21 protein-coding genes and 1 riboswitch are annotated in these 25,060 nt (G+C 42.7%); of the genes, 6 read left to right on the top strand and 15 right to left on the bottom strand.

The annotated features are described in order from the left end of the window. Positions 1-295: 295 nt before the first annotated feature. Together sdhD and sdhC are read right to left on the bottom strand one after the other, a co-directional pair. Positions 296-700, bottom strand: a complete 405-nt coding sequence (sdhD, locus tag JMY00_RS04660; RefSeq protein WP_201579334.1) for a succinate dehydrogenase, hydrophobic membrane anchor protein — start codon at positions 698-700, stop codon at positions 296-298. 2 nt (positions 701-702) lie between these two features. After that, positions 703-1,089, bottom strand: coding sequence for a succinate dehydrogenase, cytochrome b556 subunit (gene sdhC, locus JMY00_RS04655; protein ID WP_082624524.1), 387 nt, complete (start codon positions 1,087-1,089; stop codon positions 703-705). Positions 1,090-2,106: 1,017 nt separating this feature from the next. Here sdhC and gltA point away from each other — a divergent pair. Next, positions 2,107-3,387: a citrate synthase gene (gltA, locus tag JMY00_RS04650; protein ID WP_201579286.1), complete on the top strand. Its 1,281-nt coding sequence runs from the start codon at positions 2,107-2,109 to the stop codon at positions 3,385-3,387. A 132-nt stretch (positions 3,388-3,519) separates the two neighbouring features. Here gltA and JMY00_RS04645 read toward each other — a convergent pair whose 3' ends face one another. Continuing rightward, positions 3,520-4,452, bottom strand: coding sequence for a hypothetical protein (locus JMY00_RS04645; RefSeq protein ID WP_201579285.1), 933 nt, complete (start codon positions 4,450-4,452; stop codon positions 3,520-3,522). 218 nt (positions 4,453-4,670) lie between these two features. Beyond that, positions 4,671-5,204, bottom strand: coding sequence for a type IV secretion protein Rhs (locus tag JMY00_RS04640; RefSeq protein WP_240990651.1), 534 nt, complete (start codon positions 5,202-5,204; stop codon positions 4,671-4,673). A gap of 437 nt (positions 5,205-5,641) precedes the next feature. Between JMY00_RS04640 and JMY00_RS04635 the strand changes: the two genes are divergently transcribed. Further along, positions 5,642-6,931: a replication-associated recombination protein A gene (locus JMY00_RS04635; protein ID WP_201579284.1), complete on the top strand. Its 1,290-nt coding sequence runs from the start codon at positions 5,642-5,644 to the stop codon at positions 6,929-6,931. A gap of 346 nt (positions 6,932-7,277) precedes the next feature. After that, positions 7,278-8,390 carry a bifunctional 3,4-dihydroxy-2-butanone-4-phosphate synthase/GTP cyclohydrolase II gene (gene ribBA, locus JMY00_RS04630; protein ID WP_102092681.1) on the top strand — a complete coding sequence of 371 codons (1,113 nt, stop codon included), beginning with the start codon at positions 7,278-7,280 and terminating at the stop codon, positions 8,388-8,390. A 141-nt stretch (positions 8,391-8,531) separates the two neighbouring features. Here ribBA and JMY00_RS04625 read toward each other — a convergent pair whose 3' ends face one another. The 6 genes from JMY00_RS04625 to JMY00_RS04600 form a co-directional block, all read right to left on the bottom strand. Then, the gene (locus JMY00_RS04625) at positions 8,532-9,023 is read right to left on the bottom strand and encodes an acyl-CoA thioesterase (RefSeq protein WP_201579283.1); all 492 of its coding nucleotides are present in this window, start codon (positions 9,021-9,023) and stop codon (positions 8,532-8,534) included. 52 nt (positions 9,024-9,075) lie between these two features. After that, complete coding sequence (locus tag JMY00_RS04620; RefSeq protein ID WP_201579282.1) at positions 9,076-10,110, bottom strand: hypothetical protein; 1,035 nt, start codon at positions 10,108-10,110, stop codon at positions 9,076-9,078. 60 nt (positions 10,111-10,170) lie between these two features. Then, positions 10,171-11,172, bottom strand: coding sequence for a uroporphyrinogen-III synthase (locus JMY00_RS04615; protein WP_201579281.1), 1,002 nt, complete (start codon positions 11,170-11,172; stop codon positions 10,171-10,173). Positions 11,173-11,281: 109 nt separating this feature from the next. Further along, positions 11,282-12,316 carry a hydroxymethylbilane synthase gene (gene hemC, locus JMY00_RS04610; RefSeq protein ID WP_201579280.1) on the bottom strand — a complete coding sequence of 345 codons (1,035 nt, stop codon included), beginning with the start codon at positions 12,314-12,316 and terminating at the stop codon, positions 11,282-11,284. 229 nt (positions 12,317-12,545) lie between these two features. Continuing rightward, complete coding sequence (locus tag JMY00_RS04605) at positions 12,546-13,283, bottom strand: LytTR family DNA-binding domain-containing protein (protein WP_102078269.1); 738 nt, start codon at positions 13,281-13,283, stop codon at positions 12,546-12,548. A gap of 329 nt (positions 13,284-13,612) precedes the next feature. After that, a complete protein-coding gene (locus tag JMY00_RS04600; RefSeq protein ID WP_240990650.1) occupies positions 13,613-14,545 on the bottom strand; it encodes a sensor histidine kinase in 933 nt (310 codons plus the stop codon). A gap of 332 nt (positions 14,546-14,877) precedes the next feature. Here JMY00_RS04600 and argH point away from each other — a divergent pair, with 332 nt between their 5' ends. Together argH and JMY00_RS04590 are read left to right on the top strand one after the other, a co-directional pair. Continuing rightward, the gene (argH, locus tag JMY00_RS04595; protein ID WP_201579332.1) at positions 14,878-16,251 is read left to right on the top strand and encodes an argininosuccinate lyase; all 1,374 of its coding nucleotides are present in this window, start codon (positions 14,878-14,880) and stop codon (positions 16,249-16,251) included. A 316-nt stretch (positions 16,252-16,567) separates the two neighbouring features. Beyond that, positions 16,568-16,858 (top strand): oxidative damage protection protein, encoded by a 291-nt coding sequence (locus tag JMY00_RS04590; protein WP_201579278.1) that lies wholly within the window; start codon positions 16,568-16,570, stop codon positions 16,856-16,858. Positions 16,859-16,957: 99 nt separating this feature from the next. Here JMY00_RS04590 and phoU read toward each other — a convergent pair whose 3' ends face one another. From phoU to pstS, 5 genes are all read right to left on the bottom strand, one after another. Next, a complete protein-coding gene (phoU, locus tag JMY00_RS04585) occupies positions 16,958-17,740 on the bottom strand; it encodes a phosphate signaling complex protein PhoU (RefSeq protein WP_201579277.1) in 783 nt (260 codons plus the stop codon). A gap of 119 nt (positions 17,741-17,859) precedes the next feature. Continuing rightward, positions 17,860-18,618, bottom strand: coding sequence for a phosphate ABC transporter ATP-binding protein PstB (gene pstB / locus JMY00_RS04580; protein WP_218870065.1), 759 nt, complete (start codon positions 18,616-18,618; stop codon positions 17,860-17,862). A gap of 250 nt (positions 18,619-18,868) precedes the next feature. Next, positions 18,869-19,774, bottom strand: coding sequence for a phosphate ABC transporter permease PstA (pstA, locus tag JMY00_RS04575; RefSeq protein ID WP_102078265.1), 906 nt, complete (start codon positions 19,772-19,774; stop codon positions 18,869-18,871). 61 nt (positions 19,775-19,835) lie between these two features. After that, positions 19,836-20,789 (bottom strand): phosphate ABC transporter permease subunit PstC, encoded by a 954-nt coding sequence (gene pstC / locus JMY00_RS04570; RefSeq protein WP_101204645.1) that lies wholly within the window; start codon positions 20,787-20,789, stop codon positions 19,836-19,838. A gap of 209 nt (positions 20,790-20,998) precedes the next feature. Beyond that, entirely contained in the window at positions 20,999-22,165 is a 1,167-nt protein-coding gene (gene pstS / locus JMY00_RS04565; RefSeq protein WP_101211185.1) for a phosphate ABC transporter substrate-binding protein PstS, read from the bottom strand. A 292-nt stretch (positions 22,166-22,457) separates the two neighbouring features. Beyond that, positions 22,458-22,602: riboswitch (TPP riboswitch) on the top strand. A gap of 248 nt (positions 22,603-22,850) precedes the next feature. On the opposite strand from pstS, the gene thiC reads away from it, so the two are divergent. Then, positions 22,851-24,965, top strand: a complete 2,115-nt coding sequence (gene thiC, locus JMY00_RS04560) for a phosphomethylpyrimidine synthase ThiC (protein ID WP_240990649.1) — start codon at positions 22,851-22,853, stop codon at positions 24,963-24,965. Positions 24,966-25,060: the final 95 nt, after the last annotated feature.

Raw genomic sequence — 25,060 nt, 5'->3', positions numbered from 1 at the left:
AAATCAAAGACTGTTTGAGACATCTCTATTACAGCTATAAAGGCTTACTATTTGGCCATTTCTAAGCTTATAAAATAAAGAGTATTAATAGTCGTTAACCACTTAATTTGCATATCTATCGTTATACTGAACTAAGCATACTCAACTATAATCAGATTAGCTGATCAGTAATGCTAGTCCAATGCTATGACTATTCTTGGCTATCAACGGATGACTCTAAAGTACCTTACCAACTAATGTATCAGTTGGATGCATCCGTCGTTATATATAGATATCAGAGCTTTTTATGAGATGGTTAAACGGTAGCGATACCGAAACCGTTACCCCAAAAAATCATGATGCCCCAAAATAGAAAGACTAAAATAGCGATAATCATCAATGACTGTAGTACTAAACGTAAACCTGCTGCGCTTGAGCCCAGTTTGCCTGTTGTAATATAGTCAGTAAATACTGTCCACATCCCAACCCAAGCATGACCAGCTAGTGCAAGTACTGCAACCAAGCTGAATAGACGCATTGGTAGGCTGGTCATAAATGATGACCATTCAACAAAAGTGACATCGCCATGGGTCAAAAAGAAGCCCAGCAATACCACACTATAAACGGCTAAAACAACAGCACTAATACGCTGAATAATCCAATCACGTGAGCCTGAACCTGTCAGACCAGTAGCACTTTTGATTCCTGAATCATTTTTTATCATTAGAACATCACCCATACAAATGACGCGACAACTAAAATCGCTGCAATCACAAAACTGACCATAGAGGCAGTGCGGCCAGATTTTAGCTCTTCGTTCATGCCCATATCAGCAAATAAATGTTTGATACCCATCACAAAATGATATGCAATGGCGGCAACAAATATCCATGCTAAAAAGCGCACAAGTACGTTGTCAAATACGGTCGCAAAACTCTCAGGCGATGCCAATGAGTTCTGTAGTATCCATAACATGACAGGAATCAATAAAAATAAAATAATGCCAGAGATACGATGCAAGATAGAGGCGATCGCGATCGGTGAGCGATTAACGCTAATCACTTGGCTTAAAGGCAGATCAATAGGTCGGTTGCTTTTCACAGCGGGCATCCTTTTGCGGTTATACTCCTGTATCTGCTATCAACGCCTGACATAAATAGTGCCAATTGAGCATTGAGCAACACACGAGACGAATAAAGTAAGGAAGAGCTAGCTGACTTCGTTTAGTTTGCGCTAAATATGAAGAAAGGATCATGTATATAAAGGTATTGATAGACTGTTCAATGTCGCTTGTCGAATCGACAGGCCTATCAAACAACCTATCTATTATACAACAAAGAGAATAAACATGAGTAACATCGACTAACCAGTCTATTTTAGAGGTCGTATGAATAGTAAGACAACGTTACTATGTCTTCTATATCAGAGCAGACCTTATATTAGGCATTCAAAATCTTGTGCCAAACAAATAAAAAATATCGGTTAAGAAGAAAGTTCAAACCATAGAATGCGGTTTGGTCTATCGTAACATCAGACAATCGTAAATAAGCATGAATAGAAGACGCTCTGAACGACACTATAACATGGTCATTTATTAATTCGCGCAAAGCTAGTGCCAGTTAATTCCTACAATTATAAAATGCCTGAGCAATAATTACAAATTTATCCATTCAGTAAGAATATATACATATTTAATCAATAAATGAATGGATAAGGATAATACTGGTTTTAACAGTGATTATTATGACAAACTTTAATCCGCTTACTAGGCATAGTCTGCCAGTTTTTGGTGTCATTATTTATGAGTTTTGTCTCTTAAATATATTTAGAAACCCAAAATATTGCTCCGATAATGCTGCTATAAACTTGCTCAAAAACAGAGGAATTTTAAGCAAAATAACCTGACAGACATATTTTGATACAAAAATTGCAGCGAATAACTACCGCCACACCGCGCCAATTGGACACATGCTCCATAAAAGTTTTTTCAAATCATCAAGAATTGCTGCTAATATACCCTGCGTACTAAATGAGTTGAATGCACTTTTACTGTTCAACCGACAATGACGCGAGGGTATGCGTCTGTAGTAATTTATTCTAACAAGTCAAACCAATGGAGAGCAATTTATGGCTGATACTAATGCCAAACTAACCGTGAATGGTGAAGAATACGAACTTCCTATTATTAAAGGTACTTTAGGGCGCCCAGTTATCGATATTGCTGCTTTACAAGAATCAGGATTTTGGTCTTATGACCCTGGTTTTAAAGTAACTGCTCCTGTTGAATCAAAGATTACTTATATTGATGGTGGCAAAGGCGAGTTATTACACCGCGGCTACCCTATCGACGAGCTAGCGAACAATGCTGAATACCTAGAAGTTGCTTATGCACTTTTACATGGTGACCTACCTACTGCTGAGCAAAAAGCAGAATTTTTTGAAAAAATCCGCGAGCATACTGCTGTTCATGATCAATTGCGTAAATTCTTTGAAGGCTTCCGCCGTGACGCGCATCCAATGGCTATCATGGTTGGTGTCGTTGGTGCTTTATCAGCGTTCTACCATGAAGACCTAGACGTGAGCAATGAAGAGCATCGCGAAATCACAGCTATTCGTCTGATTGCTAAGATGCCTACGCTTGCTGCGATGAGTTATAAATACTCACAAGGCGAACCGTTCATGTATCCGCGTAATGACTTTAACTACGCAGAAAACTTCTTATACATGATGTTTGCAACGCCTGCTGATGTAGACTACGAGAAAAACGACGTTATCACTCGCGCAATGGACAAAATCTTTACCTTGCACGCTGACCATGAGCAAAACGCTTCTACGTCAACGGTACGTTTAGCTGGTTCTACTGGTGCAAACCCTTATGCATGTATCGCTGCTGGTATTGCAGCCCTTTGGGGACCATCACATGGCGGCGCGAACGAAGCTGTTCTTGAGATGCTAGACGAAATCGGTACTGTTGAGAACGTGCCTGAGTTCATGGAAAAAGTGAAGAGCCGTGAAGTGAAGCTAATGGGCTTTGGTCACCGTGTTTACAAAAACTTCGATCCACGCGCTCAAGTAATGAAAGAGACTTGTGATGAAGTACTAGAAGCACTAGGTATCAACGATCCTAAGCTTGAATTGGCAATGGCACTAGAGAAAATTGCGTTAGAAGATCCGTTCTTCATCGAGCGTAACTTATATCCAAACGTTGATTTCTACTCTGGTATCATTTTGAAAGCCATTGGTATCCCAACGTCAATGTTTACCGTAATCTTTGCATTGGCTCGTACTTCAGGTTGGATCAGCCATTGGTTAGAAATGCACAGTGCACCGTTCAAAATCGGTCGTCCACGTCAGTTATACACTGGTGAAACGCGCCGTGATTTTGTAAAAGTTGAAGATCGCAAGTAAGCAAAAATAATCGTTACCCAATAAAAAATCCCGACATCGTGCGGGATTTTTTATTGTCTTAACTCTCGTTATTTGATATTGATTGTTTTATGAGAAATGATTAATTCAATCAGTTCATAAAAATATAGTCAGTTACTGAAACTCTTTTAACGTCTGCTCATATTTGGCAATCTGCTCATCGTATCCTTCGATAGTTTCATTAAATTTAGCCATTAAAGCTTCAAACTCTTGTTGCTGCTGCTGTTTCATTTGCTGCATATCAACCACTTGTTGAGCTTCTATTTGTTCCCATACCTGATGCTGAATGATTAAACGGGCAAGTGCTGGACTTTTCGCACTTACTCTGCCAGCAATCTCTGCATGCTCAAGTAACTGCGGAACCAAGGTTGCCACATTGATTAATGTATCAGAATCCTCTGCGCTCAGCGGTGTTGTCACCGGTTGATATAAAGCGTCCATGGTCTGCTGATAGCGTTCTATAATTTGGTCCTCGGTCAACATAACAGGTTTACGCGGCTCAAGACTGATGCGTTTTAACACCGTCAAATCACGCTCACCAACTTCAGTGCTAGTATTGACGTCAACCTCTGCATCTACATTTGAATTGCTGTCTATCGGGGCGATATCGTTATTCGATGACACCACTTCTTCAGAACTGGTAGCAGTAGTATTTGCAATAGGAGCGGTATTATCGGTCGCTACTTCGTTATTACTATCTGTATTTTCACTATTATTAGTACTCAGTAATAATAGCTCCTCACTGTCTGACGTATCTGCCGCTTGCAATGACTCATATTCTGCTTGCAATCGTCTCTGTAAACTCTGCGCCTGTGCGACATATATCGGCTGAAATTGTTTTATGCGCGCAGCAGCTGAGTCGCTTTTTGGCATAGGCTGACTGTCTTCTACGGTTGTTTTTTCACTGGTTTGACTGTCATCAGCTACAGACGCTGTGTCAGACTGCTGACAGCCTGTCAAAAACAACACTCCTGACAGTGCGGCTACAAGCAAAGTCGGTGGATAGCGGGTATCAACATTAGGCTTTACTGACAAAAATTTAAACATGAGAGTACATATCCTTTGGTAAAGCAAAATTATTAAAGGGTAAATTACCATTGCGGTTCGTTATTCTTTGATTTTTAGCGACACAGTTGGCTGTTAAATTGCCCAATATAGTTATCCAGTATTTATCCAACTGTCCTGTATCTCAATTACTATATAACTCAATCGTTCTATAGCTCGGTTATGCTTATCATAACCAAGCTTACTGTTTTTTTTAAAAACTAGATGACTGATGGATCATCAGTATTTTCTGTCTTAACAATAGGCTGCTCTGTCAAAAATGGAATACAAGTTTCCCACTCTTGGCAGTTCTGACCACGCTGACGACGTACAAAATAGTCTTGAACCATGCGTGCCTGCTGCTCAATACCATACTTAAAAAATGATTTACCTGTTTCTAACACGTAGTCATATTTTCGGTTGATGATTGCTCCGCGTACCACTTTTAAGCCTTGCTGTAACTGCCATACGTGCGTTAGCTCGTGTATGAGCCAGCTTTGTTTGCTCAGTGGAGCTTCGCTAAAATCCTTAATCCAATCGACTGAATTAAAGTAAATATTGCCATTAGGGCTAACTGCATAATGTTTTAGTACCCACCACACTGTCTTTAACTGCACTTCATCAAGTTTGATGCTGTCACCAAATACTGAATACGCCAACGCTATCTCGCCAGCTGTCAGATAACGTGACTGCTGCTTACCTGTATCACTACGCAAGTAGCTATTGAATAAGCGTTTAAGAGTCGGTTCAGACATCGTTAATGCAATACCTTATATTTGATAAGCCATTTTTAATAGTTAATGGTCGCGATTGGCTAACTTTTCTCATCGATACGGTAGAACTGTTAATAGTAGAGCCGTTAATATAGATGAATGATGAAAACTAAAGTACTCCGGACACAAGCTATACGCTTAGTTAGCTTTCATTAACATATTTTTGCGCTAACCTAGCGCGTATGACTTATAACAAGTACCATCCTTATAAACTAGCTTACTTCTACTGCTGATGTCTAATACTCATTGCTATTATAAAATTGCTGCGAAAATCATGCCAAACATATATGAGTGTCGAAACCCAATGAGAATGATGGAGTTAGACTAGTATGCTGTTATTTAGATTTAACTATAAAGACCTTGCCATTACTACCATTGCAGCTAGTAGATAGCTTTTTTATTTTTCGATAGAGAATCTTATGCCACCTAACTTCCATGCCGATACCCCACTTGCTCAGCGTATGCGCCCTACTTCTCTTACCGAAATCATTGGTCAAGAGCATTTGCTGGCAACTGGTGCACCGTTACGACGTTTGGTAGAGCAAGGACACCTGCCATCTATTATCCTGCACGGTGAAGCAGGTATTGGCAAAACAACCATTGCGATGTTGTTAGCCGATGCCGTGAATAGACCTTTTCATGCGCTTTCCGCGTTAAATACTGGAGTCAAACAGTTACGCGAAGTCTTAGATAATAAAGATTCGTTGGCATTTGAATCACCTGTGGTCTTCATCGATGAGATTCATCGCTTTAATAAAGCACAGCAAGATGCACTATTGGGTGCGGTAGAGTCTGGTGATATTACTTTGATTGGTGCCACTACGGAGAACCCGTCATTTAGTGTCAACAACGCTCTACTGTCACGTTGCCAAGTATATCGTTTAGAGCCGTTAACACCTGAGCAGATAAGTGCCGTGCTGCAACGAGCCCTTTCGGAAGACAATATACTCAAAAGATTGACCGTCGATTTACAAGCAAAAGATACCATTAGTCAATTGGCCCACGGTGATGCTCGAAAAGCGCTAAATTTATTAGAGTTAGCCATTCAGACTGCTGATGCCAAGCAGTCGCCAGTGATTATCGATGATGAATTGGTCAGCCGAGTGGCACAGACTGCTTTGGTAAGATATGACAAAGATGGCGAGCAGCATTACGATATTATCTCAGCGATGATAAAGTCCGTCCGCGGCTCAGATCCAGATGCGGCATTGTATTGGATGGCACGTATGCTCGTAGGCGGCGAACCTGCTGATTTTATTGCGCGGCGCTTGGTGATTTTGGCCAGTGAAGATATCGGTAATGCCAATCCTAATGCTTTACTCCTAGCTGATGCAGCATTACGTAGTGTGCAATCTATTGGTATGCCAGAAGCACGTATTATTTTAGGGCAAGTTGTGGTGTATTTAGCGACCAGTGCCAAAAGCAATAGCACTTATAAAGCAATCAATGCTGCGATGGCGTTGGCTGAAAAAGATGCTTCACCTGTACCGCTACATTTGCGCAATGGCGTGACCAAACTGATGCATAGTCAAGGCTATGGTCAAGGTTATGCTTACCCGCACGACTATCCTAACCATTACTATCCACAAAGCTACTTACCAGATAATTTGGTTGGTAGCAGTTTCTACGAGTTTGCAGATAATCAGCGTGAGCAGCACAGTAAGCAATTTATGGACTGGCTAAAAAGCCAAGCGGCGAGCAATGATTAACTGTGATATAGATCAATAAAAAAGATAACGCACAGATTTACGAGTCAGTTTTAATGTTCATTGATAATATTTATGACTATTTTTGACATACTGAACGATATAGTGGGAAGATGGCGCAGCACGTGACGCTGAAAAGCGTTAAAATAACCTCATAATGATATATACAGGCAATTAAGCGAGTCACTTTTATATCAAATGATATTGCTTATAGCGCGATTTACTTGACCGTAGTAGCGCTTTGCTTGACCGTAACAGCGCTTTGTATTATCTACTGCTACAATAAGCAGATAGAGCCCTATATTCCAAATGACATCTATTTATAAATAATAAAATATTGAGATTTACTATGAGTTTAAATGCAATTCCTGAGATTATCGAAGACATTCGTGCTGGAAAAATGGTCATCTTGATGGATGATGAAGACCGCGAAAATGAAGGTGATATCATCATGGCAGCGACGCATGTCCGCCCTGAAGATATTAACTTTATGATTACTCACGCGCGTGGTCTTGTTTGCTTGACCTTATCACAAGCGCGTTGCCAGCAATTGGCACTGCCACTAATGTCAGATCGTAACGAAGCTAAATTCAGCACCAACTTTACTGTCTCGATTGAAGCAGCTGAAGGCGTCACCACTGGTATTTCTGCTGGTGATCGTGCACGTACTATTCAGGCAGCGGTATCTTCATCAGCAAAGCCTGAAGACATCGTTCAGCCTGGACATATTTTTCCAATTATGGCACAAAACGGCGGTGTTCTTCACCGTGCAGGCCATACAGAAGCAGGGTGTGATTTAGCACGTTTAGCAGGTCTAGAGCCAGCAGCGGTGATTGTAGAGATTATCAATGCAGATGGTACGATGGCGCGCCGTGACGACCTTGAAATATTTGCAAAAGAGCATGACATCAAGATAGGCACGATTGCTGACCTTATCAATTATCGTATCGCTAATGAGCAAACGGTAGAAGAGATTGAGTCACATCCGTTTGAAACTGAACACGGTACTTTTACGCTACATCGCTTCCGTGAGTTTGGCGCTGAAGAAACACATTTAGCCTTGGTAAAAGGTGATGTTAGCGAAGGCATCAGCACTGTACGTGTTCATGGTTTCCACCCATTACGCGACTTATTCGCTGCTAAAAATGATATGACTGGCCGTAGTGGTTGGAGCGTACAGTCAGCACTAGAAGAAATCAGTGCTTCAGATCGCGGTGTGCTCGTATGGATTGGTAGTAATCAGCCAGTTGATTTGGGAGATGCGCTGGATAAAGCCGCGGACAACGAGTCGCAATCAACCATCACGCAGCAACCTTATCGTAGCATCGGTGTTGGTGCACAGATATTACGTCATTTAGGTGTCCGTGATATGCGCTTATTATCATCGCCAATGAAATTTTTTGCATTATCAGGTTTTGATCTAAACGTGGTTGATTTTGTTCATGCACCACAACAAGACTAACGACTATTTAAGAAAGTAGTTGCAGAATGAGTGATAAAAAAGGCACGCTAACATCATGTTAGCGTGCCTTTTTTGTTTTTAGCTTTTAATTTATAATAATTTTTTTGAAAAAATGAATCATCGACTCATATAGAAACCAACCTAAAGCTCAGGCGTATGACCAAACTTGGCTTCCAATGCTAGCAGCTGTTGACGCTCTGCTGCTGTCCATGGCAATTTACCTTTTCCATCACTATCCAGACGTACTACCACAGCCTCTGCCGTAGCAACGATGATCTCTTGCGCAGTACTATAGTAACTATATTCCATCGCCATACTTGTATTGCCTAAACGCTTACAACGAACTCCTAATAATAATGTATCAGGATAAATAACTGGGCGTAAATACTGGCAGCTAGACTGGGCTAAAACAGTGACCATACTGCCATCAAACATACCTAGCGCATGCAAATAACTAATGCGTGCTGACTCAGCGTAACGATAGTAAACCACATTGTTCAGGTGATTGAAGGCATCCATCTCTCCCCACTGGATAGGTTGATGATGAATAACGGGATAATGAGCTAGTAATTCAGGGCGGTGTTCGTTTGCTGCATCAGATATAGATACTGACTTTTCATTAGAGTGGGTCATTGCTTACCTTACGTTTTATATTTTCTGTATTAACTCTTGTGACTAACTCTCTTTAGCGTTGCGGCTTGTCTAAAATTTCTGTCGTCAATAATGGCGTTGGTTTTGGTGCATGAGCAATCAACTGATTTAGCCATACAATTACTTCTGGTATGTCACTCGGTGCTTTCATTGTCTCAAGATTACTTTGACCATCGATTGGTTTTTTATTTGCTTGTACAATTCCAATCGCGCCAGCTTGTACTGATTTTTTATTATCGCTAGTTGAAGCTTTAGGTACCAACGTTTTTAACTGTTTGCGTGCCTGCGTCAAATAGCTGACAAGTTGATCTTGCTTACGCATATTGCTGGCTTGGCTTGCTAAATTCAACGTCATGATGACTTCATGGATAGTGAGCTGACGACGCGTTAAATTTGTATCACCAGTCGCTGAGGTATCAGTGGCATTGGTTGCTTTGAGTAGCTGCTTGTTCTCAGTAGCTGCATCTACCAGCTCTCGACGCTGTAGATCCGTACCTTCATAACTGCCAAGACGCTCATGACTGTGCAAAAACTCCTGAATGTTCTGAATCGCAAGATTTTGTATTTGCCACGGGCTTGGCTGTGAGCTTTGTGCCTGCAGACGCTCAATATCTTTAATCAAACTTTGCTTTATAACGATGGTTAGCGCAGGTGCAATTTCATTACTGCTTTGCGATAACTGCCAATGTAGACCTCGCAATAACTCAATCGCGGCACTGTCATTACTATCCGCCAACAGTCTATCAGCCGCTTTAATTTGGATACGCAATAGGTCCAACTGATTCTGAGCTTGGCTACTGGCCTTAACTCTAGGTTCTGGCAACGTCTGCTGACTCATGGCAAATAGACGGTCGTCCATTTCGTTTAGTCGACTGATTACTTGCTCATTACTCTGCAAACGGTCGTTGACACTATGCTGAAAGCGCTGCTGACTAATATATAGCCACAATAATGCAGCGATCAGTAATAAGATAACCAGCCATTGCATCCGTAGCAGCAAAATATTTGCTTGCCGGCGCTGCTGAACAGTAGAAGGATCCTTAGATAAGGACTCAGAATTCATTGACATAAGGCAGTACCGTTATTGGTATAGATAAACATGTTTAAAGCAAATGGGAAGTTTAAGGTATTATATTTTAGAATGAATGGCTGAGAGAATCGTATCTGGCGACAAATCCTCTACTCGCCAGTAGCTCAACTGCTGTGCGTCAACCATATTGGCCAGACGCTCACCCAACACAACGTAAAAAAAATCTTTTAGCGTAAGCGAAAGCCGCTGTTCTATATCAGCCACTGCATCAGAATTTTGCTCTTTTTTTAACGTCTTCGATTGCTCGTCATTGACGATACTTGACCAATGCTCAAAAGCCGCCGCACTGCTGATTACGACAATTGGCTTTGGCTGCTTTGGTAGGGCAATATCTGACGTAGTACTATGAGTAAGAAATGCTTGTTGCCACTGCTGATATTCAGCCATTGCATCGATAGGCATTGTACGCTCGTACCAAGCAATACTATCGATATGTACACCGCGCGCCTGCAATGTATCAACCAATAATCGTCGTCCGCCAAGCCCGCGCCATATCAGCAATTTATCGCCTGCTTGTAAGCTATCAATTTCAGTCATTGCTAGCATGCCTTCGTTATTGGCAGTCTCAGGCTGAAGTATTTGATAGTCTGTTGTATTTATACGCACCTGACTGAACTCTGCCGCCGTTGCTTCACCAACCGCAACCAGAGGACTAGGTAATGATAAACCTTCTAGTAAACTATGTGCGTACTTGTCATTATCGTCTTTCGTTTTGTGTTTACGCTTTTCATGTTCAAGTGATTGCCAAACGGCTAACCCTGAAGCCGCTGCAGTTGGGCTAACGACAACAAGTGCTTTGTACGCCCCCGCCAACCACTGATGCATTAATGCAATATCTAGATCAGTTGTTGGTCGTGGTCGTAGCGTCAACATTGGCATCTCAATCACTACCAATCCTGCCGCTTGCAAATGCTGCGTCAACGGTGCTGCTCGCTCTACTGGGCGAGTATTGATGACAATTTGCGGCATTACTTTTGACTTATCATTAGCATAATTCTTATGAGAAGTTATGTATGTAGACTGAGTTGGCATTGATGACATCGATATACCATGACAAAAACGAATGAAAAAGGCTTAAGTATATAAAAATGGCTGATGCTTAGATCAGCCTATCTTACGGTTAATCCAACCTATAGCGACTGTACTTTTACTACTCAGGCTGATAGATCGCTGACAAAATAGCGCCTGCACCATCGGCAAGTAGCATTTCTGCGACATCGATACCCAGTTGGTTGGCTTGGGATTCTTGCTCAGCTTGTGTCCCAACCAACGTAGCTCGTTTGTCTGCCTTCAACAATTCGCTACCATCGGCCTGACCCACTCGACCGCGTAGCCATAGCACATTCCCGCTGTCGTTATTGCCGTTATCACCATTGTTATCATTATTAACGCTGGTTTCTTCAGCTGTCTGCAGAACTGCATAAGCGGCGATCGGTACTTGGCAGCCGCCCTCTAAATGACGGTTCAGAGCACGCTCAGCGATAAGTCGAATACGGGCTTTGTCATCATTGAGTGGTGCAAGTAATTTAAGGACTTCTTCATCGCCTTCACGGCATTCGATTGCTAAGGCACCTTGCCCAACTGCAGGCAAGCAAGCTGCAATGTCAAGCTCACCGCGTATTCTCTCGTCCAACTCAATACGTTGCAAGCCGCTCGTTGCCAGAATAATGGCATCATATTCACCTGCATCCAGCTTGCCCAAACGAGTGCCGACATTGCCGCGCAACGTTTTGATTTGCAGGTCAGGACGATAGGCTTTGATCTGGCATTGACGACGTAAACTCGATGTCCCAACGACTGCACCTTGTGGTAGCTCATCAATACTATTATAAGTATTAGAGACAAAGGCATCTGTTGGTGAGGCGCGTTTACAGTAGACGCCTAATGTGAGGCCTTCGGGAAGCTGCATGGGTACATCTTTTAGCGAGTGCACTGCAATATCAGCTTGTTTGTCATACAACGCTTGTTCAAGCTCTTTTACAAACAATCCTTTACCACCGATTTTGGCCAAAGGTGTATCCAAAATCTTGTCACCCTTAGTGACAATTTTTAGTAAATTAATCGTCAGATTAGGATACAACGCCAATAAACGATCACGAATATGCTCAGCCTGCCATAAGGCTAGAGGACTTTGACGTGTGGCGATATTTAAAGTAGTCAAAACAGGTTGCTGCAGATTGCTCATAAAGGGCCTCAATAAGTTCGATACTAATACTATAATGGCTATAGTCCCTATGTCAGTACTGTTCATATTTATACTGAATAATATCGATATTACTCGATAGGGCAAGTTTGCCAAAGCATAGGCGACTCAAATGATTAATAGTAGATGCTGACGCAAAAAAAATACCCCTATTTAAGCATAAATAAGGGTTTGATGATATGGAATGATTGGTCGCTATCAGGACAGCCTATTACATGCTTTGTATTTTATCACGTAAGGCAGGTAAGTGACGACGACTGACCGCTAGCGTCTCATCAATACCTTTAAAACGTATCTGATACTGACCTGCGTCTAGGGTTTCTAAAAAGTCCAAATAACTAAGGTTGATGATGGCATTGCGATGTACTCGGAACAGACGATCATCAAATTCTTGCTCTAACTCTTTTAGCGTTTCATCGATCAATACCATGCCATCTTTGTGACGCACTTTGACGTATTTTTGATCTGCTGCAAAATAGTAGATATCTTTTAGCTTAATCAGTTCAACACCGCGATGCGTACGAGCAGCGATATGTTCACGTATCGGACGTGCTGTCGGGTCTTCAAGCTTGCGAATTTCATTTAGTTGAGCGGCATTTAAGTTCTTTGCTTTGTTTAATGCCTCTAGTAGCTCATCTTTGTTTGCAGGTTTCAACAAATAGCCAATTGCATTGGCTTTTAACGCTGCGATCGCATAATGGTCGTATGCCGTCACAAAGATAATCGCTGGTGGATGCTCAAGTTTGGCAAGTTCTTGAGCACAGCGTACTCCGTCCATTTCAGGCATTCGGATATCTAATAATATAATATCTGGCTGCTGGGTTTTTACAGCGACGATAGCTTCTGCACCTGTTGTGGCCTGAGCAACTACCTCATGGCCTGACTCCTGTACAATTCTCACCAAGCGCTCACGCGCTAGGGGCTCATCATCACAAACTACGATACGCATGCAAACTCCCATCCAAGGACATACTTAATATTTTTTTCAATAGTATTACGGCTATATTAGCATTCATTATCAATCACTTAGAATATAGAATCTAAATTATTTAATAAAATTCTGACGAAAACTACCAGTTTTTATAGCGGACAATATACTCCTGCTATCGGTAGATTTTATATGGTGTAATTGTGTTTCACGGTAGTTATGATATTACTGATTCGTAATCATTATTTATCAAACACAAATTGTGATACTTATACATGGTACTGCAATAAGTATGCCACCTAGGCTTTTAAGAGTTAAAAGAATGGAGAAAGCTAATAAAGAACAGTAAGTTATAAACCGACGTCTTGTAGAGGATAGTCGATGATGGTGATAATTTGAGTACTGGCTACCGAACTTTGGATATCAGCACTTTGTCCAAAATGGGCGCGCAAACGATCAGCTTGAATATAGAAATTCATATGCTGACGCAAGTCATGATTGATAATTAGTGTCTTTTTGGGAAGCGCAACATCAATCATGATTTTAACTCGGTGTTGTTCCCACGTGACTTCAATATTAATACAGATAGTTTCTGTGGTCAGCTCTACCACATTGAGGAGTATTTTCTCTAGCACGCTTTGTAGCGTTAGCGCAGTGATAACCATGTCATACATGATATCTTCTTCAGGTAACGTCCAATTGACTTCGAGCTTGTCTGCTAAACGACTAGATTCGATTGCCAAATAATGCTCACAAAGATCAACCTCTTCTTCAAAGCTAATCTCACGTGTACCACTAAAACTAGCACGGAACAATGCAGAGACGTGCTGTAATAAGTCAGCGGCTTTGGGCGGGTTTGATTCAATCAGTGATACGAGTGTATTGATAGTATTAAAGAAAAAGTGCGGGGCCGTACGGGCTTTTATTAGGTCATTTTGTGCAGTCAATTTATATTCAAAGGACAGCTTGAGCGCATTAAGCTCACGGTAGCTGCGCAGAAAATATAATAAAAACACAGTGGTAAAACCGCCAGACAACACTGTATTGAGCACGATATTCAATATAAACGTGCGACTATCATATGTTAGCCAACCGAAATTAATCATAGATAATGTGACTAACGCCATCGAAACTGCAGCAGCAAACATTAGTAACAGTACAATCCGCATACTTAAGCTAAGAATACTGGCGTTTTTGAAGGCAGGGCGTAAATAGTCAACTAAATACAGTGAGGGAATAACCGTCAGAGTGTTTTGAGTGAAGCTACTTACAAACTGAATCATGAAGTCTGACCAAGTGGCTAAGCTATGGCGCTCCATTACCGTTAGGAACAAGGACCAAAAAAAGATATATGTCAGCCACTGCCAAGGCCTCATGATTTCCATGAGTTTAGGAATAAAAAACTCTAAGCGTGTAGCTAGTAAGGCAACCTCATCATTTGCTATACTCGAGTTCTTATTCTCTTGACTTGTCTTGTACCGATATGAACGCCAATTCTTCAAAACCTAGTAATCCTGAATCAAGTAAAAGTTCATCTGACTCTGATTTTAGCACAGATGCTCCGATAACAAGTACCACAACGCAGACTGCGCCTGCTAGTAGCCAAGGCCAACAAATGTGGGGCGGGCGCTTTAGTGAAGCGACAGATAGCTTCGTTGCCGCCTTTACTGCCTCTGTAGGCTTTGACCAACGCTTTGCTCGTCACGATATTCAAGGCTCGATTGCTCATGCAACGATGCTAAAAGAATGTAACATTTTAACTGCTGATGAAGTTGCCACCATTATCGATGGCTTGCAGCAAGTATTGCGCGAGATTGAAGCAGGTGAGTTTAACTGGTCGATCGCTCTGGAAGACGTGCACATGAATGTCGAGTCACGTTTGACTGACATCATAGGTGCCGTTGGTAAAAAGCTACATACTGGACGTAGCCGTAATGATCAGGTAGCCACAGACATTCGCCTATGGTTGCGCGAAGAGACTGATAATATTATTGAGTTATTAGTCCGCTTGCAAAGCGGCTTGCTTGATTTGGCTGAGCAACATACTGATACTATCATGCCAGGCTTTACTCATTTGCAAACGGCACAGCCTGTTAGCTTTGGGCATCACGTGATGGCATGGTTTGAGATGTTGTATCGCGATACTGAGCGTCTTGTCGATGCACGTCGCCGTATCAATCAGATGCCACTTGGTAGCGCAGCGCTTGCTGGTACGACTTTCCCAATCGATCGTACCATCACTGCTGAACTACTAGGTTTTGAAGGTATTTGCCAAAACTCACTCGATGCCGTTTCAGACCGTGACTTTGCGATTGAGTTTACTTCAGCAGCATCTATCCTGATGATGCATATGTCGCGTATGAGTGAAGAGATTATTCTTTGGATGTCAGCGCAGTTTAATTTTGTGCAAATACCAGATCGCTTCTGTACTGGCTCATCGATCATGCCGCAAAAGAAGAACCCTGACGTACCTGAGTTGGTACGCGGTAAAGCGGCGCGTGTCTTTGGTCAGTTGATGACTTTGCTGAGCCTGATGAAAAGCCAGCCGCTCGCCTACAACAAAGACAATCAGGAAGACAAAGAGCCTTTATTTGATTGCGTTGATACGTTGACAGGTTCGCTATTAGCATTTGCTGATATGCTACCCAACATTACGCCAAACGTCGATGCCATGCGTGCCGCTACGATGAAAGGCTATGCGACTGCGACTGACTTGGCAGATTACCTAGTACGTCAAGGTGTGGCATTCCGTGACGCTCATGAAGTCGTTGGTAACGCTGTTGCTTTAGGCATCAAAGAGGGTGTTGATCTAAGTGATTTGTCATTGGCACAGCTACAGCAATTTAGCGATGCTATCGGTGAAGATGTCTTCGACTATCTAACGCTAGAAGGCTCATTAGCAGCTCGTGACCATTTAGGTGGCACTGCACCAAACCAAGTCAAGCAAGCGGTGATCAATGGCCGTGCTCGCTTAAAAGCCTTTGCTTAATCATTAATTTGCAAATAACAGCCAACTTGCTAATTTAAACTTAACACCCGCTACTTATGCGGGTGTTTTTATTTGTCCTATGACCTCTACTGGTTTGGCCAATGTCATTTTCAAAATATCACTACCTTTAAATCCTCAATAAAAAGGTTAAACGTAGATAGTATTTGTCATACACCAACTACCAGAGACTGTATAACAAATGAATAGAGGCTTGACGGTATACATTAGTACCCTTTGCTAAATCTACCAAGACCGTTATCATAGACTCATATGATATTTGATTTAACCACTTAATATAATGAATAAGGAATGCCTTATGACTGAGACTTTTAACCCTCAAGCAAATACCGTGTTTTGCCGTAAATATAAGCAAGATTTGCCAAAGATGCCGCATCCACCCTTCCCTAATAAAAAAGGTCAAGAGCTGCAAGAGACCGTATCTGAAAAGGCGTGGAAAGAGTGGCTTGAGCATCAAACAATGCTTATTAACGAAAACCATCTAAGCATGATGGATCCTGCTGCCAAAAAGTTTTTAATAGAGCAGCGTGATAAGTTCTTAGACAATGAAGACTATGAGCGCGCACAAGGCTGGACACCAGAAAGTTAGTATTTACTGGCTTTCTACTAGCTACATTTAGTAGTTATAAAAAAACGCGCTCACTATAGCGCGTTTTTTATTATAAGGTAAAAATCAATGTATTTCCTATCAGCCTTCATCACTATCTGACGTTTCTAGCTCATTGGCTGACAATGTACTAACTTGACGAGCAGCTAAGCGATCATTGGCTTCTTGCACCGCTTTTTCGACCATCGCATAGTCTGAATGACGCACGTCCTGCCCACTGATATAGTTAATCACTAGCTCTGCGATATTTTGTGCATGGTCACCAATACGCTCTAGCGATCGTAATATCCACATAATATTAATGACTTTTGATACATGGCGCGAGTCTTCCATAATATAGGTCATCAAGGCGCGTATAGCTGACTGATATTCGGTATTGACCACGCTATCATTACGCATCACTTCAAACGCTTGCTCCGCATTTGATTGACTAAAAGCTTCTAGCGAGTTGTTTAGCATCAGACGAACTTGATTGCTCAAGTGCTGAACCTCAGCATAGCCGTATGCTGAGTTGCCTTCTGCCGCAATTTTACTGGCCATTCGCGCAATCTTTACTGCTTCATCGCCGATACGTTCCAAATCAACCACACCTTTACTGATCGACATGACTAAGCGCAAATCACTGGCAGCTGGCTGGCGTTTGGCGACCAATAATAAAATATGCTCGTCGAGTTCGACCTCCATTCGATTGATATCGAAGTCCATATCGATGACTTCTTGCGCCAGTATTTCGTCTTTATCGATCAGAGCGTGAATGGCTTTGGCCACTTGGTTAGCCGCGCTATCACCCATGTATAAAAATAAACGGATGGCTTCATCAAGATCTTGGTCGAAACTTTTGGAGATATGCTTATCACTTTGCATGAGAGGTATTCCCTAGAATCTATATTTTAATAGCGCGGTGTGCTTGTGAAGTTAGAAAGTCGGCTTATGACATGCTAATCAGCATTGTCTGCTTGTACCGATTTCAATCTCAATCAATGTTAGCCATAACGACCTGTAATATAGTCTTCTGTCGCGGTTTGGGTAGGTTTGGTAAATATCTGATCGGTCTCACCCATCTCAATCATATCGCCTAGATACATATAGACTGTGTAGTCAGATACGCGTGCTGCTTGCTGCATATTGTGAGTGACGATAGCGATGGTGTAGTCGTTTTTCAGATCTTCGATCAAATCTTCGATAGCACCCGTCGAGATAGGATCCAGTGCTGATGTCGGCTCATCAAGCAACAGTACTTCAGGCTTGGTCGCCACACTACGAGCGATACACAGACGTTGCTGCTGGCCACCTGATAACGACAGTCCTGATGCTTTTAGCTTGTCTTTTACTTCTGGCCATAGCGCTGATTTTTTCAGTGCCCACTCGACGCGATGATCCAGCTCGTCTTTGCTTAATTTTTCATACAGTCGTACACCAAAGGCGACATTGTCATAGATTGACATTGGGAACGGCGTTGGCTTCTGAAAAACCATACCAACTTGTGCACGCAGTAAGTTCACATCGATGTCTTTACCCAAGATGTTTTTGCCATCTAGATTGATGTTGCCCTCTGCACGCATACCTGGATATAGATCGTACATGCGGTTAAAGGTACGCAGTAGCGTAGACTTGCCACAACCTGAAGGACCAATAAAAGCGGTCACTTTTTTATCCGCGATATCGATATTGATGTTTTTTAATGCCTGAAAGTCATCGTAATAGAAGTTTAGATCTCGAACTTCCATTTTTGCAGCAGGCATATTCTTAGGAATATCTTGAATCGTTTGTTTATTAAAATCAGCAGTGTTTGGTTGCTGAGCTTGGTTGCTAGTAGACATGGGTCTATTTAATAGGCTGCCTGTTGCCGTATCAAAGTTGTCAGCAGTCGTGTTCGTACGGACATTGCTTAGGACATCATTCATAATATTTCAACCTAGCTCAATTAATTTCATATAAGTTTAAGTAAATGCTTAGCGTGCAGCGTACTACAGTCTGGTCTGCTCTCAGCCCTTATTTGGGCTGACCTCTACCACCGATAAATCTTGCCAAAATATTCAATACTAGGACAGATGCTGTGATAAGCAGTGCTGCTGCCCAAGCCAATGTATGCCAGTTGTCATAAGGACTCATCGCAAACTGGTAAATGGTATTGGGTAAGTTAGCAATAGGCTGACCCATATCTGTACTGAAGTATTGATTGTTAAGTGCGGTAAATAGTAACGGTGCTGTCTCACCAGTGATTCGAGCAAAAGCCAATAGCACACCTGTGGTCAGTCCAGCTCGTGCAGCTTTTACAGTTACCTGAGTGACCAGTTTCCATTTAGGAGTACCTAGCGCATAGGCTGCTTCGCGTAGACTATTAGGTACCAAGTTCAGCATGTTTTCTGTCGTACGTACGACCACTGGAATAACAATCAATGCCAATGCCAACGCGCCTGCCCAACCAGAGAAACTTTGACCTTTTACCATCAGTGCATAGATAAATAGACCGATGACAATCGATGGCGCTGACAATAGAATATCATTTAAGAAGCGTGTGACCTTGCCCAGCATACTGCCTTTAGAAAACTCAGATAAGTAAATACCTGTCATAAGACCAATAGGTGCACCGATAAATAATCCTGAAAAAGCCAACATGACCGAACCAACGATAGCATTGCGTAAACCGCCTGCACTCATCGGTGGCGGCGTATCGGCGGTAAAGATTGGTAGCTGCACCATGCCTTGGAAGCCTTCAACAAACAAAGTCACCAAAATCCATGACAACCAAAACAGGCCAAAAACCATCGCTGACATAGCAAAACCCAGACCTAACTTGTTGGTCAAACGACGCTTGTTATAAAGACTTTGATTGTAGCGGGTAGCGCCGTTTGGCTTAGTAGGTAGTGGTGCATTGATCGCATTGTTAGCAGGCATAATATTTATTTCCCATATCTTTTATCAATATCTATCAAGGTTCAATAAATCGGTAACAGATCTATCGATTACCTGCTTTGTGATCCATGCGCATGAGCATCAGTTTTGCTAAAGACAGCACAATGAAGGTGATGACAAATAAGATTAAGCCTAGATGTAGTAAAGACGCAAGATGTAGCTCACTAGACGCTTCAGCAAACTCATTGGCCAAGGCCGATGTAATCGTCACACCAGACGTGAATAGGCTTGGACTGATATTAAACGCATTACCAATCAAGAAAGTAACTGCCATCGTCTCACCCAATGCACGACCCAGTCCCAAAATTACGCCACCAACGACACCAGCTTTGGTATAAGGCAGGATAATCTTGAACATGACTTCCCAAGTCGTTGCGCCCATGCCATATGCTGACTCTTTCAGTAAGTCAGGTACGACAGAGAAAACATCGCGCATGGTGGCAGCGATGAACGGTATGATCATAATGGCAAGTACTAGGGAAGCGGTAAACATACCCAGTCCCATAGGCGCACCTGCAAACAGTTTACCGATAATAGGCAAAGGCCCAACGTGCTCAATGAACCATGGCTGAATGTGATCACCAAAGAATGGCGCAAATACGAACAGTCCCCACATGCCATAAATGATAGATGGGATACCAGCCAATAACTCAATGGCGATACCAAGTGGTTTTTTGAGGAACTTAGGGCACATCTCGGTTAAAAATATCGCAATACCGAAACTGACTGGAACCGCGATAACAATAGCGATAAATGACGTGACTAAGGTACCGTAAATAGGCGCTAATGCACCGTATTCATTGGCGACTGTATCCCAGTTATTGCTGGTATAAAATCCCAAACCAAACTCTTGAATACTCGGCCATGCTCCAACAATTAGAGACACCAAAATGCCCCCTAGAGATAGAAGGACGAGTATGGCAAACGCTTTGGTAGAGTTAACAAATAAAGCGTCGTAACGTTTTTGTTTAGCCAGTTGGGACCTTAAGTCTGTCATAAGTGTCTCAGCATTGAATGGGATGAATCGAAATATTAAAAAGATGTATCTCAGGTTTTAACACAACAAACTTAAACGGTATGAGTAAGCATATCTATCGAGATGTATTCATCAAATTTGCTGTGTTAAAACCTCTCAAACAACTACCGGAGAATAGTTATTCGAGAGGATAACTTGTAGGATACTAAATAGTATTTAGCAGAAACAAATTACTGAGCTGGCTTGTAGACAGGCTGTCCATCGCTACCTTTCACTTCGTTCCACTTCTCTTTGAACAAGGCTACTGCCGTGTCAGAGAATGGTACGTAGTCTAGTTCCATGGCGCTGTCATCACCTTGGGTATAAGCCCAGTCAAAGAAGTTCAACACGCCAGCGACTTGCTGAGGATTTTCTGGTTGCTTATGTACCAAGATAAAGGTCGCAGCAGCGATAGGCCATGCTTGGTCAGTTTCAGAGTTGGTGATGACTTTATAAAAGCCTTCTTGTTGTGACCAGTCGATATCACCTGCTGCAGCAAACGTCTCAGCAGATGGCTGTACGATGTTACCAGCTGCGTTTTTCAGCGCAGTATGTGACATCTTATTCTGCTTAGCGTAAGCATACTCAACATAGCCGATAGAGTTTTTCATACGGTTTACGTAGCTTGAGACGCCTTCGTTACCTTTACCGCCTGCACCAGTAGCAGAGGTCGGCCACTTGACGGTTTTATCAACGCCAACGGTGTCTTTCCAGTCTGGTGAAACCTTGGCAAGATAGTCAGTAAAGTTAAACGTCGTACCTGAACCGTCTGAGCGGAATACTGTTGTGATTGCGGCATCTGGCAAGGTCAAATCTGGGTTCATCGCCTTAATCGCAGGGTCATTCCAGTTGCTAATCTTACCCAAATAGATATCAGCCAACGTTGTGCCGTCTAGCTTCAGTGCACCAGGCTCAACACCGTCGATGTTGACAATTGGTACAACACCACCGATAACTGTTGGGAACTGAATCAAACCTGCTTCGTCTAACTCTTCAGGCGTCATCGGTGCATCAGAAGCACCAAAGTCTACTGTTTTTGACTGGATTTGTTTGATACCACCAGATGAGCCAATCGACTGATAGTTGACTTGGCCACCGGTCGCAGCATTGTAGTCATATGACCATTTCGCATAGATAGGCTGCGGGAACGACGCACCTGCACCTGTAATATTCATAGCGATATTTTCAGCAGATTTAAAATCTGACGTAGCAGAAGATGCTGTCTGAGAGGTTGTTTCAGCTGTTGTCACAGCGCTACTGCTAGTATCAGCAGTTGGCTCCGCCGTATCTGTTGACTTATTACACGCCGTAAGCATTAATGTACAACTGACGGCCACTGCTAATAACGAATAACGCATGTAGGACTCCTGAAGTTTAACAACGGTATAAAAAAGCATTGCTTGTGATATGCGTGTTATCTTGCCAAATCTTTATGACAGTTTAATGACAACTTCTAGAATCCTTCATTCGCTTTACATAATATTTGAATAATTCGTCTACAACCTAGCAATACTAAGCACCCTCATCTATTAACATTCAAAAAATTATTCACGAAAATATGGAACTGTATGTGTGACACGGAATATTTGTATCCAAATACTATTAGCCGTTGGTACAGAATTTTGTTAGTATGAAGGCTGATTTACAACACTGACAGACTCGGGGTGCGGTGTATTTTTGGCTCACTTTATTAAACTTGCTTTATTAAAGTAGTCGCCTTGATACATTCGCTGAGAGATCACCCGCCGAACCTGATGCGGTTAGTACCGACGCAGGGAAGTCTTAAGCACTTTGTTATTTATGACAAAGGGCGCGTAGAAATACATTTTTATCGTCACTACTGTCTTAATATGCGTGATGCATAGCCAGATAAGAAGAGAGGATATAAAGCTGCGTCCAATATTTGATGAGCACCATGCGCGACGATATTTTTTGGTCGAAGTTGTGGGTTCATGATATAAATTTGTCTAGATGATGGATGCCTACCCCCGCAGATACTGGCGGTGTTGATTTTATTCAAAAACCAACACGCTAGGACAGCATATGACTACTGCAGACACCACCTCAATTGCACCGAAAGCCCAAACGCATAACCCAGCCGACAACTCAACGCTTGCTTCAAATGCTGCTGACACAACCAACGTCAAAGCAGATAAAAAAGCAGATGCGCTAAAAACCCCTGCTCACCGTGCCGCAAGTGATGCCCGTTTCGAAGAAGATGCGCGCGACTTGCACCGTATTTTACCTGCCTCAAGAAAAGTCTATATCGAAGGATCAAGACCTGACATCCAAGTACCGATGCGTGAAATCAGCTTGGCTGATACACCTGTAGGCGGTACGGGAGATAAAGACGGTGAGCATAATCCACCGTTTTACGTGTATGACACCTCAGGTGTATATACCGACCCTAATGTCGATATCGACCTAACACGTGGATTGCCAAAGTTGCGTGAAAGCTGGATCGCGGAACGCAATGATACCGAGCAATTAAGCGGCCTATCTAGCTCATACGGACAAGCACGTGCTCGTGATATCAGCACTGCTAACCTTAGATTTGCCCATATTGATAAACCGCGTCGCGCCAAAGCAGGACAGAACGTCACGCAAATGTACTACGCGCGCCGAGGCATCATCACCCCTGAGATGGAATATATCGCCATACGCGAAACGCAAAAGCAGCATGAACTGACCGATATGCGTCAACACGATGGCGAAAGCTTCGGTGCCAATACGCCTCAAATCATCACCCCTGAATTTGTTCGTGATGAAGTGGCAGCTGGACGCGCAATTATCCCAAACAACATCAACCATCCTGAATCTGAGCCGATGATCATCGGTCGCAATTTCTTGGTGAAAATCAATGCCAATATCGGTAACTCAGCGTTGGGCTCGTCTATCGATGAAGAAGTATCTAAAATGACGTGGGCAACACGTTGGGGTGCGGATACTATTATGGATTTATCAACGGGCAATCACATTCATGAAACCCGTGAATGGCTAATCCGTAACTCTCCTGTGCCGATTGGTACGGTACCGATTTATCAAGCATTAGAAAAAGTCGATGGCGTCGCTGAAGATCTTACATGGGAGATATTCCGTGATACGTTGATCGAGCAAGCAGAGCAAGGCGTAGATTACTTTACTATTCACGCTGGCGTGCTATTACGCTATGTGCCGCTCACCGCAAAACGTCTGACAGGTATCGTCTCACGCGGCGGCTCTATCATGGCGCAGTGGTGTTTAGCCCATCACAAGGAAAGCTTTTTATATACGCATTTCGAAGACATCTGCGAGATTATGAAACAGTACGATGTAGCATTTAGTCTAGGTGATGGCCTACGCCCTGGTTGCTTGCAAGATGCCAATGATGAAGCGCAGTTCGGTGAGCTACGTACGCTTGGTGAATTGACTAAAGTGGCATGGGAGCACGATGTACAGGTGATGATCGAAGGCCCTGGACACGTTGCGATGAACCGCATCAAAGAAAACATGGACTTGCAGCTTGAGCTATGTGCTGACGCGCCTTTCTATACTTTAGGGCCATTAACCACAGACATCGCCCCAGGCTATGACCATATCACTAGCGCCATCGGAGCTGCAATGATTGGATGGTTTGGTACAGCGATGCTGTGCTATGTCACGCCAAAAGAACACTTGGGTCTGCCAAATAAAAAAGACGTCAAAGACGGCATTATCACTTATAAAATTGCTGCACACGCTGCCGACCTTGCTAAAGGTCATCCAGGAGCACAGGCACGTGACAATGCACTATCTAAAGCACGTTTTGAATTCCGCTGGGATGATCAGTTCAATCTAGCGCTCGACCCTGATACGGCACGCGAATATCATGATGAGACGTTGCCAAAAGACGCTCACAAATCGGCACACTTTTGCTCCATGTGTGGTCCTAAGTTTTGTTCAATGAAAATCACTCAAAATGTGCGTGAATATGCAGCAGGACTGGATAAAGATACCGCTAACCAAAAAGTAACGCCGCAAACGGGTGACCTAACCGATGCTGGTCACCTAATCAAAGAGGTAGATACAGAGCTCGTTGGACAAGTTGGTGAAGCCACTGCTGAGGAAATTCGCCAAGGCATGGCCGAGATGACTAAAAAATATAACAACGAAGGACGCCAGTTATATAAAGAGGTGTAGGGTTAATAACCGATACTTTTCAAATAAGAAAAGCCCTACTATTCAAGTATTTTTATACTTATCTAGTAGGGCTTTTTTGCTTATTTACTCATGAT

Origin of the sequence: Psychrobacter sp. Pi2-52, from assembly GCF_904846705.1 — a bacterium.
Lineage (GTDB): Bacteria > Pseudomonadota > Gammaproteobacteria > Pseudomonadales > Moraxellaceae > Psychrobacter.
The sequence above is the reverse complement of the archived record's forward strand: the minus strand, read 5'-3'. Positions and strand labels throughout refer to the sequence as shown.